Genomic DNA, 16,725 nt, shown 5'->3' on the forward strand with positions numbered 1-16,725 from the left:
TCTTCTTTTCGGAAGATTTTAAGCTTAATAAAGATGATTTTTGTAAAAATATCTTAATTTATTTAATATTATTACGAAAATAAATAAAGCATATATTCTATCAAAGGCTTATGAATGAATGTTGATATAGAATCAATTCTTCAAGTTTTAAGCAATCCATATTTAAATCCAGATATGGAGAAATTTATTTGGATTTTTATCGGTATTACTTTTACAGTAGCTATTTATTCATTTAATCTTTTTGTTGTTATGAAGGATTATAATTACTTAAACTATTTTTTACATATTTTATCTATCAATTATATAAACTTTTCCATAACTGGTTTTGGAGAAAGATATATCTGGTTTAATTACCCAGATTTCACTAAATTAAGTTTGCTTTTATCACATGGATTAAGTGTGATTTCAGTAATAATTTTTACGGATTATTTTCTAAATTTAAAAAAGAATAGTAAATTGATTCATAAATTTTTTAAATATTACCTTATACTTCCTGTGAGTATGATGGTTGTAAGTTTTATTGATTTTAATTTATCTTTAATATTTATTCCATTTATGGGGATATCACTATCTTTGGCTCTCATATATATTCCAATTGTTGCAATAAAATATAAATTACCAGGTTCGGTCTTTTATTTATTATCTATGTTTTCAATCTGCACGGGAGGTGTGTTTTACTCTATGCAACTCTTAGGTGCTTTTGAAGGGAATATTTTAGTCAAGTGTTCTTTGCAAATTGGGGCAATTATAGAGGCCCTTTTTCTTTCATTTGCATTGACAGCAAGGGTAAGATCTTTACAAAAAGAAAAAGAATTAATAGCAAAGCAATCTGCAATACAGTCGAAAAAAATACAGGAGTTGGTTGAAGTGAGCTTTGACTGTTATTGGGAAACAGATAAAAAAGGATATTTTAGATATTTATCAGAAAATATCTATGAACAGCTTGGCTATGGAAAACGAGAAAAAGTCATCAAAAAACCTGAGGATTTATTTGCAGAAGGAGCTCCTTCTGAGCTCAAAGAAGTATTTATAGAATCAATCAATGCTAAAAATCCTTTTCGAGAAATAGAAATTTTAACTCAAACAAAAGACGGTAAGTTTCTTTGGTTAAAGGCAAATGGCACCGTCAAATTAAATGAAAAAAATGAGTTTGATGGATTTATTGGTGCATTTATAAATGCTACGGAATCTAAAAATAAACAATATGAGGAGTATATTTCAACCAATACGAAAAGTCTTGCACGCGTTGCAGGTGCGATTGCACATGAAATAAATAACCCACTTGCATTTTTACAGCTCTGTATCGATTTAATGATGTTTAAAAATCCAGTAAAAAATGAGAATAATGAAAATGAAAAAACATTTATAGATAATTTAAATAAGATGCGAAATAGTACGATCAGAATATCAGAAATAATAAATAAGATTCAGAAAATGGTCGTTGATGAAGCAAGCGTTATGCCCGGAAAGCATTTACTCTCTGAGTCTGTAAATGAAGCGCTCAAATTTTGCGATGGAGAATTAATCGCCAATAAAATAAAATGTGAATTTAAAATACCTAAAATTGAGAAAGAAATTTATACTAAAAAAGAAGATATTACCAATGCAATTATTCATATATTACAAAACTCAATTGAAGCATTAACGGAATCCGTTAATCCGATGATAAGGATTACTTTAGAAGAAAATGAAGATGAGAAAGAAATGGTTTTAACTATATATGACAGTGGCAAGGGTATACCAATCTCATTGCGTTCAAGCATTTTTGAACCTTTTTTTACTACAAAAGAGTTTAAAAATCTTGGCTTAGGTTTGTCTCAAGCTATGAATTATATTGAAAGAAGTGGAGGTACTTTGACTCTTGATTCCCTCTCTAAGGAAACTAAGTTTGTTATCAAATTTAAAATTCCAAACAATTAAGTAATTCTAATATTAAAAAGTTTGACAGGAGTATATTTTTCTTTTATAACGAAAGTGCCTCATTTTTTTCGAGGTAAAACTATGACCTATAAAGGTGATTGCAATGAAACACATTACACTTAAATTAAAACGAGATTATCTAAGTTCTTTAGAATCTTGTTCTTTTTCATTCTCCTTCGCTTCTATTTCTTCATTAAATTGCAATTCTAATAATAATCAAATCAATTCTAATAATAATCAAATCAATTCTAATAATAATCAAATCAATTCTAATAATAATAATTAATCTAAAATTTATTTAAATATATTTATAAAAATTAATTGGATAAAACATATTTATTCATATTAATATCTGTGTAACTTAATTAAATCTCTTTTTATTTGAGGTGTTTCTATGTCTCTTAGTGCTATTTCGTGCTCAATTTCTCCTTTTTCTGCATTTGAACTTAAAAAAACAGAAAAGCAAATTCATTTTCTGAAAACTTTTTTCGCAGAGACTCTGGCAGAAACATTACATTTGTCTAAAGTTTCTTCTCCACTTTTTGTAGAAGCAGGAACAGGAATTAACGATGATTTAAATGGTGTCGAAGCGCCAACCTCTTTTTATATTCCAGAATACAGCCCAACTAAAAGAATTGAAGTAGTTCAGTCACTTGCAAAATGGAAAAGAATGATGCTTAAGCATTATGAATTTTGTATTGGTGAAGGCCTATATACAGATATGCGTGCCATTCGTCCTCATGATGTTATAGATGCAACACACTCTGCCTATGTGGATCAATGGGACTGGGAATTATGTATTGCAAAAGAACAGCGTACTCTTGCGTTTCTTAAAGAAACAGTGAAAAAAATATATACAAGTATTAAACAAACCGAAGCACGTTTCGCAGCAATTTTTCAAGATACAAAACCTATTTTGCCAGAAGAAATTACTTTTATTCATACTGAAGAACTTGAAGAAATGTACCCAACTTTGAGCCCAAAAGAAAGAGAAAATGAAATTTGTAAAAAACACGGTGCGGTGTTCTTAATTGGCATTGGCGGTGCTTTAAAAAGTGGTTTACCCCATGATGGCCGTGCACCTGATTATGATGACTGGACAACGCCTTCGACAGAGAAGTTCAAAGGTCTCAACGGTGATATTTTAGTTTGGCATCCTGTGCTAGAAGCAGCATTTGAGCTTTCTTCCATGGGGGTTCGCGTTGATATTGAAGCTTTACAAAAGCAATTAAAAATATCAGGTCAAGAAGAGCGTTCCAAACTTTTATTTCACTCAATGTTGTTGCAAGGAGAGTTGCCATTTTCATTGGGCGGAGGAATTGGCCAATCTCGTCTTATGATGTTTTTACTAAGAAAAAGTCACATATCTCAAGTTCAAGCAGCCGTATTTTAATCGCTGTTTATTAAGATAACGGGAAAGGGGAGATAAAAAAGTTAATTTTTATCTCCCCTTTATTTTAAATTAGAAATTCAGTGATCATTCTTTTCTAATTCATTCTGTCTTTCGCTCGGTTTTTTAAGAATTTTAAACCGATCTAACATAAGGGAAAGGGTTGGAAGGTTTTGTTGAATATTGTTTGCAAGAGAATCCTTGGCAGCATGCGCAGCGGATTGAACAGCATCCTGAACCAAAGTAACAGCAATTTCAAAGAGACCTGCACGTTTTGGCATTGTTTGTGATTTTCCAGAGAACTTTTCACTGCGCTTATCTGAAGCTGATTTAGCAGCCATTTTAGCTGCATTGATAGCTTCTTTTGCTCGTTCATCGCGACGAATGTATTTGTCATTCGAACGATTTTGGCTGTCAAATGAGCCTTTGCGTTGTTCAAAACCTTTTTGTTGTGGGGCTGTGAATAGAGGTTTCTGTTGACTGGTTTGAGAAAGATTTTCATCTCTCTTATCAGATGCTTTACGCGGTTGTAATTTAAGTCCTTCAGCGCTTTGTCCAGCTTGAGCAACACTTTGTTGAGAATCGGCTGCGGGAACTGTTGTAGGCGCTGCTTGAGCAGAAATCTGAGCAGATTTTTGCGTGAAGCTCACTGTTTCAAAACGTTCAATTGGTTTTGTTACAGCAGGACGAGTTGTGACGTCTCTATTTGTTTGAACAACAGGTGCTTCTTCTTTAGCAGTGCGTTCATTTTCGTACACAACACCAATTCTTTTCACTTTTCCGTCTGCTTCCAGAGGATATTCGGAAGTGTCTTTAATATTAAAGTAATTTTTATCGGGTTGAGCAATATGAATTTTAAAGCCAAGTGCTTCTTCAATTGCTCCCATATTATATCCATAATCTTCGCAGATGAAGGATACAGAAATTGGGTTTTTAGATGCTTCAATCCGACAGAGGCGATCGACAAAAGTTTTAGGAGAGTCGGGAAGATCGAAGTTGTAAATGCAATTGAGCTTTTGAATTCCTAAACTTTTTGAAATACAGTCAGTTGCGACGATAATCTGCACTTCATTTTGTTTTATTGCGTTCAGTAGAACAATCTTTTTTTGCTGACTCAATTGGTTCGTTATGAGTTCAACTTTAATTCCATTCCCATGTAATTTATAGGCAATCCATTCCGCAACAGGCTTCGTATTGGCAAAAACCACAGCGCAATTCGGTTTGTGGTTCTTTAAATGGCCTAAAAGAACTTGAAATTTTTGCGTCGCTGAAAGTGCATGGGCAAACTGTTTGGGGGAACGTTCTTTTATTTGTGAAGGGATCAAAGAAACATATTCTGGATCTTCAAGGAATTTAAAGCCAATTTCTCTAACACTGGGTGTGTTTTCGTTTGCAATAATGATTTTTTGTGTTCTTTCTTGCGGGAGAGAAGACAAAATTTTCTCTAAATCATCTGAAATATTTTCATTGGCAAAACTGTTTGTTGCCATGACAAGACAGAGACCGACGTTTATGATCTTTAATTGATTAAGATCTTTTGCTTTAGTGAATATCTTTGGCGTGGCTATCAGCACATCGAGTTCTTTGTTCAAGATTTCGCTTAGATCTTCATCAGCTTGATTTTCATTGAGCTTAAAAAATGAAATGCCAAGTTGAGCAAAGATCGCTTTGCTTGCAGCAAAAATTTCATCAACCTTCTTTTGGGAAGGGCAAATAAACAATGCGGAAGGTGACTGAGGGGAGCCTTTTGGCAAACTTTCTGCAAGAATTTTGCTCGCAGCAGTGACTACGCCAATGATAAAGCCTTCGCTTTCCTCGGGTTTTGTTAAGAGAAGATCGGAACCGCGCAAAGCAGCAGGGAGAGCATTTTGCATGGTCTCTGAAGGTTCTTTAACCCCGAATTTCTTTATAGCTTCTATGATAGAATCATTGGCTATAAGGCTTTCAAAGCGAACACTCTTTTTTTCTTCAGATAAAGATGAAGGCAATGTGTATTTAGGAGCTTGCACTTTTTCTGGTACGAGTATTTGTATTTTACTCTCTACCTTCTTTTGCACAGGCTCTTTTTTTAAATCTACTTCAATCTTTTTAAGCTCTTTTGGACTCTCTGTCTCAATTTTTTCAATATCAGAAAAAAGAGTTTGGACAGGTAGATCAACTGCTTTTTTAAGCGGAGCTTTTGCCTTTTTGGCTGTTTTGGCCGGAGTTTTTACTTTTACGGCTTTTTCTTTCTTTTCTGAAACAGTTTTTGCTTTTGGAGGAGCCGCTTTTTTAGGAGCCGCTTTTTCCACTTTTGCACGAGAACTTAATGTTTTCTTCTGCTTTTGAAGAGATGACTCTGCCTTTGGAGTTACTTTCTTCGACCTTATTCCAGAGGACTTTGGTTTCACAGTTGCTTCGACTTTAGATTCTGAAACTTCTTTTTTTTTGGTCATGCGCGTCATTTAATAAACCCACTTGGTGAATCGAACTTGAGAATTCTTCATTGCTGTGCAATACATTTCTATCTTGAGCAGGCATGCAGCCTTCTACATTGAGGATACTAAGATGATTTCAACACTTCTGACAACTCTTTTAATCATAGATGCTTTAGTTTTGATAGTTCTTATCATTGTTTTGCAGCAGGGCAACGAAGGTGGCCTTGGTGGAGCCTTCGGTGGTGGGAACTCAGCGGGTTTTTTTGGGGCAACGGGGGGCGTAAAACTCATCGTAAGAGCCACTTGGGTCTGCGGAATTCTATTTTTTATTTTAGCAATGTCATCATCTTGGGTAAGAACGAGTAACAAATACGAACTAAATAATCTCTTAGAAAAGTCTTTGACTGCTCCAAGCGTTCCAACGGCTGTGCCAGCTACAAATACAGAACCCATTTTACCTGCTCAGCAACCGCTTGAAGAAAAATCTCAAAACGTGCCTGCAAATCCTGCAAAATAGAACGAAGACCTCACAATTTTTTTTTAAGAGGTCTTTCTTTCCATCAATTATACTTAGCTTTTAAGATTTCTAGACAATAATTTTTATAGTTTTCAAGCGAAGGCAGTTCTTTTGGTATCAGCCCTTTATCTTCAAGGCCTTTTCTTGCCATGAAACTGATCCAGCAGTGTGCATAGCTGCTTGGATGTGGATTATTCCAAAAAACGGTCGTCGGGCTTATTTTATCGAGTCCATCGTATTCACTTTCATTTTGTTTGTGACAAGAGTTTTTTAAAGCAAAAGCGTTTGCACTGTAGTCACTTTTGTTCAGCGCTTTTGCAGCTCCAATGTAACCACCCGTATAGCATTCTTCTTGGATAAATTTATTTGTTCCAGGGATTGGATATTTTGAATTTAAAAGTTGAACACCGTAGTTAAAATCACTTCCATCAATTATGTTTTTCCCATCAATGAAAGCATTAAAGCCTTTAAAAATATCAATGAACGTAATGTCTATTTCTTTATTGACTGTTTCAATATCTTTTATTTTAGAACTTAAATATTTATTATGACTTTCTATAACTTCTGTAATCTTTTTTGAAAATGAAATTTTATTTGCTTCATCGGTAGGATTTTCAATATCTTTTATTTTATAACGCGTGTCTAACACAACAGGAGTTCTACCAAAATCAGGAAGATTAAAAATTAAGAAATGACGAGCACCTTGATTATAAAGAAGATTTATTTGTTCTGCAATATCTTCAACAGAGTGTTTAAAAACTGTAGCAGAACCGCCAATTTTTTTGGGATTATCAAAAAATTCTTGGGTCAAAATTGGTCTTTCTAGTTTTGCTATATAATCGTTTGCCCCAATCCAAATGACGAAAAGGATATCATTTGTGCTGCTTATTTCGGGAGATTTTGTTTGGTAAGAGTCTTGAGTTAAATATTTATTAAGATAATTGTTTATATAATCTTTTGAACTGCCTGTGACAAAGCTTCTACCAAGTGAAGACATATAATTTTTCAAATTATTAAAATAAAAATCGTTTGTCCCATCTGATTTTGCTCCACCGTAAGCAAAGTTTAAAACAGGATAGCGTGGGCCTTTATTGGGTTGCATATCTGCGAGAAAATCGATCCAATTGTAAAAATCAGTAAAGCGGCCAAAAAAACCGGGATAGCCAGGCATATATTTTGTCCAGCGTTTTAAATTTCCAGTGTCTGATAAACTGTCACCAAATAAAACTATTTGTTTAATGCGTGCATAGTTATTGTTATCTTTTAAAAAACGAATTGGATATTCAAATCCATCAAAATTTGAAGTGGCAGCTTTGTAATCTAAAAGTTTATAAGTGCTTTTACTCGGCCACAAGAAAGTCCCTTTTTTTACTGCATTTTGACAGAATTGAACTGCATCGCTACGTGATAAAGATTCTTCAATAAAAAAACCATCAATCACGGAACCGTTTAGTTTTACATAATGATTTTCATTATTCAAAGCCCAAAAATAGTTAGTATTTGCACCGATATAAAGTTTACCTGGAGCCATAAGAGAAGAGTTTTTATTATATAGTCCCTTGTCAGAGTCGTAATAATAGCATGCAATATAAAATGAACTCGCAAAAGATAGGCAAGAATAATAAGACAATGAAATTACGGCGAGTAATTTCAAAATGCGAAGTATAAATACAAACATAATTTATCTCCAAAACATCTATACTTAAAGTCTTTTTGCGAGACTAAATTGCAAAAATCTAATAATTTTTTGCAATTTGCATGGTGTATGAATGATTCGGATTAAAATAAAAAAAATAAATTTGTTTTTATAAAATATAGATTAAATTATAAAAAAAATCCCCCGATTGGAGGACTTAATCATCGGAAAAAAGCTTTAAACCATTTCTATTAAACCAGCAGCTCCCATGCCTGTGCCTATACACATGGTGACCATGCCATATTTTTTCTTATGTCTTTTCATGCCGTTGACTATGGTTGCTGTGCGAATTGCGCCTGTTGCTCCTAAAGGATGACCAAGGGCTATAGCTCCGCCAAGGGGATTCACTATTTGGGGATCGAGTCCTAAATCATTAATGACGGCAAGGCTTTGGGCAGCAAAAGCTTCATTTAATTCAAACCAATCAATTTGATTTTGTTTTATGCCAGCCTGTTTTAAGACTTTCGGGATAGCTTCTTTGGGTCCAATTCCCATAATTTCGGGAGGGACACCGGCAACTGCAAAACTGACAAAACGTGCAAGAGGAGTGAGGTTGTACTTTTTGATTGCTTTTTCGCTTGCTAAGAGTATTGCGGCGGCTCCATCGCTCATTTGGGAACTATTACCAGCGGTTACGCTACCACGCGCAGCGAATACGGGTTTAAGTTTGGCCAAAGCTTCAAGAGTGGAATCGGGGCGTGGGCCTTCGTCGTTGACGATTAGTTTATTCAAGCGAATAATTTCTCCAACTGATCCTGGTGAATTCTCAGATACTTGGTAGGGTAGGATTTCATCTTTGAACTCTCCATTCTTAATGGCTTCGCTAGCTCTTCTATGACTTTCTAAGGCAAATTGGTCTTGTGCTTCACGCGTGATTTTCCATTTATCAGCGACTTTTTCTGCAGTAATACCCATTCCGTAAGCTATTCCTACATTTCCATCCGTAAAAAAACTTGGATTCATCACAACTTTATGACCCATCATAGGAATAAGGCTCATACTTTCTGTTCCAGAAGCAATCATAAGATCTGCTTCACCCAACTTAATTCTATCTGCAGCCATGGCGACGGCTTGAATTCCCGAGGAACAAAAACGATTTATTGTCATTCCAGGCACAACATTTGGTAGACCAGCTAAAAGTAAAGAAATACGGGCAACATTCATTCCTTGCTCAGCTTCCGGCATTGCGCAGCCTGTGATCACATCGCCAATTTCTGCAAGGTTTAAATTTGGAAATTTCTGAATAATTCCTTTTAGACAATGTGCGAGTAAATCGTCTGGTCTTGTTGTTCTATACACACCACGAGGGGCTTTTCCTACAGGAGTTCTTATTGCAGCACATATATAAGCTTCTTGAATTTGTTTTGACATATTTGACTCCTTTAAAGAGATATTTAATTTCTAAGAGGTTTTCCATTTTCCAGCATATATTTAATACGCTGTTGTGTCTTTTCAGTTCTTAATAATTCCATAAAGAATCTAAATTCTAATTCAAGGAGCCATTCATCTGTTACAATGTTACCTTGATCTATATCGCCGCCACCTAAAATAGTAGCAACATATGAGCCAATTTTATGGTCATGTTCTGAGATAAATCCACCGGCAAGCATATTCACAAGTGCCGCTTTAAATGTTGCTGTTCCGCCTTTACCTGTTACAAGTATGTCTTTTGATTTAAGGGGTGGACGATAGCCAGCTTCATATAAAGATTTAACTTCTTGAGTCGCTACATACAAAAGTTCATTTGGATTAAAAACGATCGTATCGGATGGACGCAGATAACCCAATTCTTTTGCATCTTCAGCACTGCGAGATACTTTTGCCATTGCAATATTTTCAAAGTATTTTTGTAAAAATGGAAAAATATTTCCACCTTTTGCTTCTTTTGCTGCCCGGAGTGTGAATTCTTTACAGCCTCCACCTGCAGGTAAGAGCCCCACGCCCACTTCAACAAGTCCCATATATGTTTCGAGTGCGGCTACAGCCTTACTACAGTGCATGACAAACTCACAGCCGCCACCAAGTGCAAGTCCTTGCACAGCGGCCACAGTGGGAACGAGTGAGTGCTTTAAAGCCATTGAAGCATCTTGAAAGCGTTTCACCATCGTTTCTAATGTCTTAAAGTCATTATCTTTCAGAGCTTGGGTGACCTGCGCCAGATTTGCCCCCGCGCTAAAAGGAGGCTCTGATTGCCAAAGAACAAGACCTTTGAATTTTTCTTCAGCAATTTTTACAGATTTTATCACCCCTTCAAGTACGTCTGAACCTATGGCGTGCATTTTACTTTTGAAAGACAAAATCGAAATTTCATCGTCTTTTGTCCAAAGTCTAACTCCATCATTTTCATAGACAGTTTCGCCATAAATGGCTTTTTCTCCTAAAACTCGCTCTGGATAAAATTGACGGGCATATACAGGAAGTTCTCTTCGTGGTTCTTTTTTTTGCGTGCTAGGTGAGTAACTGCCATTGGAAAAATGCACTTCACTCCGTCCATCTGTTACCCATGCTGGTAAAGGAGTTTTAGCTACAGTTTTTCCAGCAGCTATGTCCTCATTTATGGCATCGGTAATAAACTTCCAACCAGCAGCTTGCCATGTTTCAAATGGTCCCATAGCCCAACCGTAACCCCAGCGTATGGCTAAATCGAGATCGCGCGCATTGTCCGCAATCTCTTCGAGTTGCACGGCGCAATAATGAAAGAGATCACGAAAAATAGCCCATAAAAATTGCGCTTGAGGGTTCTGTGAGTTTTTCAATTGTTTAAATTTTTCACTGGGGTCTTTTAATTTTAAAATCGCCACAACATCGGCATCGGCTTCAGGTTTGCTCAATCTGTATTCTTGTGCTTTGAGATCGAGTACATGTATCTCTTTCCCCACTTTTCTAAAAACTCCTCCGCCGGCTTTTTGTCCGACAGCTCCTTTAGAAATAAGAGCTTGAATCCAAGTTGGGACATTAAAAATAGAATGCCATGGATCGCTTGGCAGAGTATCGGACATGGTTTTTATCACGTGGGCGAGTGTGTCGATCCCAACCACGTCAAGTGTTCTGTAAGTCGCACTTTTTGCTCTACCGATAGAGGTTCCGGTGAGAGCATCGACAACATCAAAACCCAAAGAGAACTTTTCAGTGTGGTGCATTGTAGCCAACATGGAAAATACACCGATTCTATTGGCAATGAAGTTGGGCGTATCTTTTGCCCTTATCACTCCTTTGCCGAGAACAGTGGTCAAAAACTCTTCCAAATTATCCATAGTTTTTAAATTTGTATGTTTTTGTGGAATGATTTCAACAAGTGTCATGTATCTTGGGGGGTTAAAAAAGTGAATGCCACAAAAGTTTTTTCTTAATTCTGCTGGCAGAACCTCTGCAAGCGAATTGATCGACAAACCAGACGTGTTGGTTGCAAAAATAGCATGTGCAGCTATTTTCCCACTGACTTTAGTATAGAGATCTTTTTTCCAATCCATTCTTTCGCTAATAGCTTCGATTATTAAATCACAATCAGTTAATTTATCGAGATCATGCTCATAATTTGCCGGTGTGATATAATTTGCTTTAGATTTAACTGAAAAGGGTGTGGGTTCAAGTTTCTGTAAAAATGCGAGAGATTTTTGTACGATTCCGTTTGGATTTCCGTCTTTAGCTGGTAGGTCGAATAAAACAACATCGACATTAGCATTTGCCATATGTGCAGCTATTTGTGCACCCATGACGCCTGAACCTAAGACAGCAACTTTGCGGACGAGATATCGATTGTGACTTGCCATTTTTCACTCCATATACGAGAACAAATATTTGATAAGAATTCGAGTTAGCGCCTAAGTGTATTTCTTAAACTTAGGTTTGACAACAGGGAGCAATTTAGATGGCAAAGTACTTAGTTTTGAAGCTAAGGGCAATGGGTGACACAATTATTCTATCTTCAGTTATAGAGTGTATTAAAAAAAATGATCACAATGCTATTATTGATGTTTATATTATGTCAGAATGGAAAGCTGTTTTTTTAAATAATCCCAATATCAATCATATTTATTTATATAAAAATTTCAAATCAAGACTAATTAGTTTTTTATATGCAAAAATATTTATTGTATTAAAATTCTTATTTTTTATTAGGCTAAAAAAATATGATTATGCAATTACTTGCTCCGCAAGTAATACGAGTTCACTTTATTCATTATTATCTGGGGCTAAAAATAGAGCGAATCATTTTCATAGTCCTCGTAGGAAAAATAAATATTCCACTGTAGTTATTCCGGATAAAGGGAAACATAAATCATCTATAGAAAGAGACTTAGATAATCTTCGAGGGTTTGGTTTTAAGACTGATAATGCTGCGGAAACAAAAATTTATATTAGTGAAGATGAAAAAAAATGGGCAACAAATTATGTCAATAGTAAATTATCAGCGATTGATAAACCTATTCTCATACTTGGTATAGGTGCTGGACGGAGGACAAAAATATGGCCAGAAAAATACTTTGCAAAAATTGCAGAAGATTGGATAGAAAAAAAGAATGGGATTGTATTAGCTTTATTATCTCGATCTGAAAAAAATCAAGTTGATGAATTATTAAAATATTTACCGAAACAGTGCCACAGTCGTTTTTTGCAAACAAGTGAATGTTCTTTAAGAGAAAACTTTGGTATTTTATCAATTGGAACAATCTTTTTAGGGAATGATTCAGGTTTAAAACATGCTGCTATAGCAATTGGGTTAAAAACGTACACATTATTTGGTCCTGAATCACCAATTGAGTGGCATCCATATAGCAAAGAGCAACACCCTATCTTTTTTATTGAAAATCTTCCTTGCAGGACATCTACAGGACGAAGCTGTTCTATTGAAAAGTGTGAAATTGAAAATAACAAATGCTTAACTCAATTATACCCTGAAGATGTATTTAAAAGTATAACAATCTAATATTCCAGGCAATAACTTTATTTTGGCAGCGAAATTTAAAATAATTCAAGTCATAAAAATCTCATTGAAACAATTTTTTATAAAATTATAATTAAAGATAACAAGGCGAGAGGATTTTATTAAAATATTTTTATAAATTCTGACCAATTATAGTAATTATTTTATAAACTATGTTAATAAGGCGAAAAATTTTACTTTTCAAAAAGGAGTAAAAATGCTTTTAAGAAAATCCATAGAAAATTATGTAAAAAATAATTCTTTGAATTCGTATGTTACTATATCCGTGCTTTTTTTCCTTTTTGCAATTATTTCAACTTCATTTTATTATTTTAACAAGTCATTTAATTCAAGATACTATGCGGACTTGCTAAATGAAAGAAAATCTATTATTTTTTTGAAGGAAATTAAATCGAAAATAGATATTTATAATGCAATTCATTCTAGTTCAGAAGTAAATAATAGTAAAGAAAAAATTCTCATATTAGATAAAAAATCAATAGAATCTTTTTTACAAAACGAGAACTGCTCTTATTTGAATTCAAAAATTTCAAATTCTAATATTGTAATTAGTAAAAATGAAATAGAAAATTATAGTAAAAATGTATCAAAATGTATTAATTATATTAATAAAATTAATGGTGAAAATGAAATTAAATTTAAGGAAAGTTCTCGAAATATATACTACATAGAAATTGTGCTTATTTTTATTTTTTTCTCATTACTTGTATCATTTGTAATGTATGGTTATTTTATAACAAATACTGTTGATAAATTAATAAAAAACAAGCTTTTATTTTCAAAAATTGACCTTACGGTAGCAAACTCTCAAAATATAAGTAATGCTATTGAAAAAATTATGAAGATTATAGCTGTTCGCATGGGTTTTGATATGGGTATATATTGGGAAATATTTGATAATAAGCTTGTTTTTAAAGAAATTTATACAAGGAACGTTGAGTTAAAAGATTTTTTTCAAGAAAAAAAATTGAATTTAACAGAAAGGAAAATAATTGAGAATATATACGATGGGGAAAATAATATCAAAAGCGAAGAAAATAATATTGGAAAAATTCTCTTTAATAAATTCTCTATTAAAAGAAGGGTTTTAATTCCTATTTCTTTTGATGGAATGAATTATGGATTATATGAGTATTTTGGGAAAAAAAACTCAGGACTACTTCAGGACGCTAAGCTGAACTTATACAAGAAAATATCTTATTATTTAGGACGAATATTTTTTAAAAATAGTTCTTCTGTAGAGTTAAGTGAAACAAGAAATTTGTTGGAACAGCTGAGGTTTGCACTAGATGAAGCAGCTATTGTGGCAATAACAGATACAAATGGCACTATAAAATATGTCAACGATAAATTCTGTGAAATATCTGGATATTCACGCGAAGAGCTGATTGGTTTTAATCATAGAAAAATCAACTCAGGTTTTCATTCTAAAGTGTTTTTTAAAGATCTCTGGTCGACTATTTTAACAGGTAAAGTGTGGCACGCAGAAGTAAAAAACAAAAGAAAAAATGGATTATTTTATTGGGTAGATTCGACAATTGTCCCCATTTTTGATGCAGAAAATAGAATTATTCAATTTATTGCAATAAGATTTGATATCACACAAAAAAAGGAAATGGAAGAAGTTCTGTTTAAAGCAAAAGATGATGCTGAAAATACTGCGCGGTCAAAAGGTTGGTTTATATCAACTATGAGTCATGAAATAAGAACACCTTTAAATATAATTCTCGGCATGGTTAATTTATTAGGAGATGAAATAAAGTCGGGAAAATCTAAAGAATATTTTGATATTATCAATCTTACGGGTAAAAATTTAATAACAATTTTAAATGATATTTTAGATTTTTCAAAAATTGATGATCATAAACTAGAACTCGAAAAAATTTCTTTCAATATAATTGATACTATTCAAGAATGCGTGTCGATGTTTGGAATAAAAGCTCAGGAAAAGAATTTAATTTTTAAGACAGATCTTGATGAAAAAGCTCCAAAATGGATTTTAGGAGATCCCGTTAGAGTTAAACAAGTTCTCATAAATTTATTAAGTAATGCGATTAAATTCACAGAAAGAGGTTCAATAATTGTACAATTAAGATATCTTGAAGAGGGCAAAAACTCTTTTGTAATTAAAATTTCTGTGATTGATACCGGAATTGGTCTGAAACCTGATTCGCTCAATAAGATTTTCTTTTCCTTTTCACAAGCTGAAGGTTCGACTAACCGAAAATATGGGGGAACGGGATTGGGGCTCGCTATTTGTAAAGGGATTAGCAAGGCAATGGGAGGAGATATTTTTGTTAAATCTTCCTATGGCAAGGGGTCAACTTTTTCATTTGCTTTTAAAGCAAAGTCTGGAGATCCTAATCAAATAGTACAAAAAGAACAATCGATTGATACTGCGATGGCGATTAAGTTTCCACTAAATATATTAGTTGCAGATGACAGTGTGAATAATCAATTTGTGATGTGCAAATTTTTAGAAAAGTTAGGCTACTCTCCAGACATTGCAAATAATGGGAAAGAAGTTTTAAAAATTGTAGATTCAAAAGAATATGATGTGATTTTTATGGATTGCTATATGCCAGAACTAAATGGTTTTGAAACCACACAAATTCTTTATCAAACGTATCAGAAAAAGAGTTTGCCTTGGATCATTGCCTTAACTGCAAATGTAAGTCTCGAAGATCAGAATAAATGCAAAGAAACTGGAATGCATGATTTTATCGGCAAGCCATTTAATATGGAAAGAATAATTGATTCATTAAATCGTCTAATATCTAATAAGAAATTTAAAGATAAGTTTGAAGAAAATTACTATATTGCTCTAGATAAGGAAAAAATATTGAATCATTTTTCAGGTGATTGGCAGATTTTAGCAAGATATATAGAGTTATTTTTTGTCTATTTTCCAAAAATGCTTAGTTCGATAGAAGAAGCAATTGAAAAAAATGAAGCTAAAAATCTAGAAATTTCAGCTCATAAGTTAAAAGGAAATGTAGGGAGTTTCTTCGTAAATGAGATCACGGCGGAATTAAAAAAGCTTGAGGAAATGGGTAATAAAGGCGACTTAACAGCAGCTCATGAGCTTTTTAATAAAGTTAAGAGTAAATTAAATGCACTCTTGCTTGTGTTAAAAAATTTTTTAGAAACAAAACATTAACTCTAGAAAGATGTTATGCAAAATTCAAATAAATTAAAAAATATTTTGATTATTGATGACAGTGAATTAGATGCTTTTTTTATTGAAGAGGGATTAAAGAATAAAAATTTTAAATGTATAATACTAGACAAAACTGATTTAGCTATGCACACCATTGAAGATAAATTAATTGACATTATTTTATTAGATATACTTATGCCAAATTCTGATGGGAATGTGATTTTAAAGAAAATTAGAGAGAAATATAATAAATTTGAGTTACCAGTTATAATGATTACATCGTTAAATGATCATAAAAATTTGGATAAATCAATAAAACTAGGAGCGAATGATTATATAACAAAGCCTTTTCATATTGATATAGCTGTTGCAAGGATTAATAACCAAATTATTTTGAGTGATTTATATAAAGAAAATCTACAAAAGAAAGAAATTGAAACGATAAACTCAATGATAATAACTTATAATCATGAGATAAACAATTCGCTTACAATTGCATTGCTTGCTTTAAATCGTATAGAAAATAAATTAAATGAAGATGATTTACAGATATTTTCTAAGGCTAAAAATGCTCTTAAAAGAATTGAAGATACTTTGAAAAAAATTAATGAAATTGAAAACAAGGGAATTGCTTGGGAAGTCTATGCGCAGGATATGAGAAATAAAATTTTAAAATAAAA

Annotated in this window: 11 protein-coding genes; 7 read left to right on the plus strand and 4 right to left on the minus strand. The window is 33.4% G+C overall.

The genetic code is table 11. The annotated features are described in order from the left end of the window. Positions 1–114: 114 nt before the first annotated feature. The 3 genes from EZS29_RS02495 to asnA all read left to right on the plus strand — a co-directional run bounded on the left by EZS29_RS02495 (position 115) and on the right by asnA (position 3,313). Positions 115–1,920 carry a 7TM diverse intracellular signaling domain-containing protein gene (locus EZS29_RS02495; protein ID WP_130606197.1) on the plus strand — a complete coding sequence of 602 codons (1,806 nt, stop codon included), beginning with the start codon at positions 115–117 and terminating at the stop codon, positions 1,918–1,920. Between the two features lie 103 nt (positions 1,921–2,023). Continuing rightward, the gene (locus EZS29_RS02500) at positions 2,024–2,206 is read left to right on the plus strand and encodes a hypothetical protein (RefSeq protein ID WP_130606199.1); all 183 of its coding nucleotides are present in this window, start codon (positions 2,024–2,026) and stop codon (positions 2,204–2,206) included. 108 nt (positions 2,207–2,314) lie between these two features. Further along, positions 2,315–3,313, plus strand: coding sequence for an aspartate--ammonia ligase (gene asnA, locus EZS29_RS02505; protein WP_130606201.1), 999 nt, complete (start codon positions 2,315–2,317; stop codon positions 3,311–3,313). Between the two features lie 77 nt (positions 3,314–3,390). On the opposite strand, the gene EZS29_RS02510 is transcribed toward asnA, so the two are convergent. Continuing rightward, complete coding sequence (locus EZS29_RS02510; protein ID WP_130606203.1) at positions 3,391–5,754, minus strand: helicase-related protein; 2,364 nt, start codon at positions 5,752–5,754, stop codon at positions 3,391–3,393. 103 nt (positions 5,755–5,857) lie between these two features. Between EZS29_RS02510 and secG the strand changes: the two genes are divergently transcribed. After that, positions 5,858–6,244, plus strand: coding sequence for a preprotein translocase subunit SecG (gene secG, locus EZS29_RS02515; protein WP_130606205.1), 387 nt, complete (start codon positions 5,858–5,860; stop codon positions 6,242–6,244). Positions 6,245–6,287: 43 nt separating this feature from the next. Here the strand turns inward: secG and EZS29_RS02520 are convergent, their stop codons facing one another. The 3 genes from EZS29_RS02520 to EZS29_RS02530 all read right to left on the minus strand — a co-directional run bounded on the left by EZS29_RS02520 (position 6,288) and on the right by EZS29_RS02530 (position 11,710). After that, positions 6,288–7,922, minus strand: a complete 1,635-nt coding sequence (locus tag EZS29_RS02520) for an SGNH/GDSL hydrolase family protein (RefSeq protein ID WP_130606207.1) — start codon at positions 7,920–7,922, stop codon at positions 6,288–6,290. A gap of 195 nt (positions 7,923–8,117) precedes the next feature. Continuing rightward, positions 8,118–9,311, minus strand: a complete 1,194-nt coding sequence (locus EZS29_RS02525) for an acetyl-CoA C-acyltransferase (protein ID WP_130606209.1) — start codon at positions 9,309–9,311, stop codon at positions 8,118–8,120. A 23-nt stretch (positions 9,312–9,334) separates the two neighbouring features. Further along, positions 9,335–11,710 (minus strand): 3-hydroxyacyl-CoA dehydrogenase/enoyl-CoA hydratase family protein, encoded by a 2,376-nt coding sequence (locus EZS29_RS02530; protein WP_130606211.1) that lies wholly within the window; start codon positions 11,708–11,710, stop codon positions 9,335–9,337. Positions 11,711–11,808: 98 nt separating this feature from the next. Here EZS29_RS02530 and EZS29_RS02535 point away from each other — a divergent pair, with 98 nt between their 5' ends. The 3 genes from EZS29_RS02535 (at position 11,809) to EZS29_RS02545 (ending at position 16,723) form a co-directional block, all read left to right on the plus strand. Further along, entirely contained in the window at positions 11,809–12,867 is a 1,059-nt protein-coding gene (locus EZS29_RS02535) for a glycosyltransferase family 9 protein (protein WP_130606213.1), read from the plus strand. Between the two features lie 214 nt (positions 12,868–13,081). Further along, positions 13,082–16,045, plus strand: a complete 2,964-nt coding sequence (locus EZS29_RS02540) for a PAS domain-containing hybrid sensor histidine kinase/response regulator (protein ID WP_130606215.1) — start codon at positions 13,082–13,084, stop codon at positions 16,043–16,045. 15 nt (positions 16,046–16,060) lie between these two features. Then, positions 16,061–16,723: a response regulator gene (locus EZS29_RS02545; protein ID WP_130606218.1), complete on the plus strand. Its 663-nt coding sequence runs from the start codon at positions 16,061–16,063 to the stop codon at positions 16,721–16,723. Positions 16,724–16,725 lie beyond the last annotated feature (2 nt).

The sequence above is a fragment of the Fluviispira sanaruensis genome, assembly GCF_004295685.1.
Classification (GTDB): domain Bacteria; phylum Bdellovibrionota_B; class Oligoflexia; order Silvanigrellales; family Silvanigrellaceae; genus Silvanigrella; species Silvanigrella sanaruensis.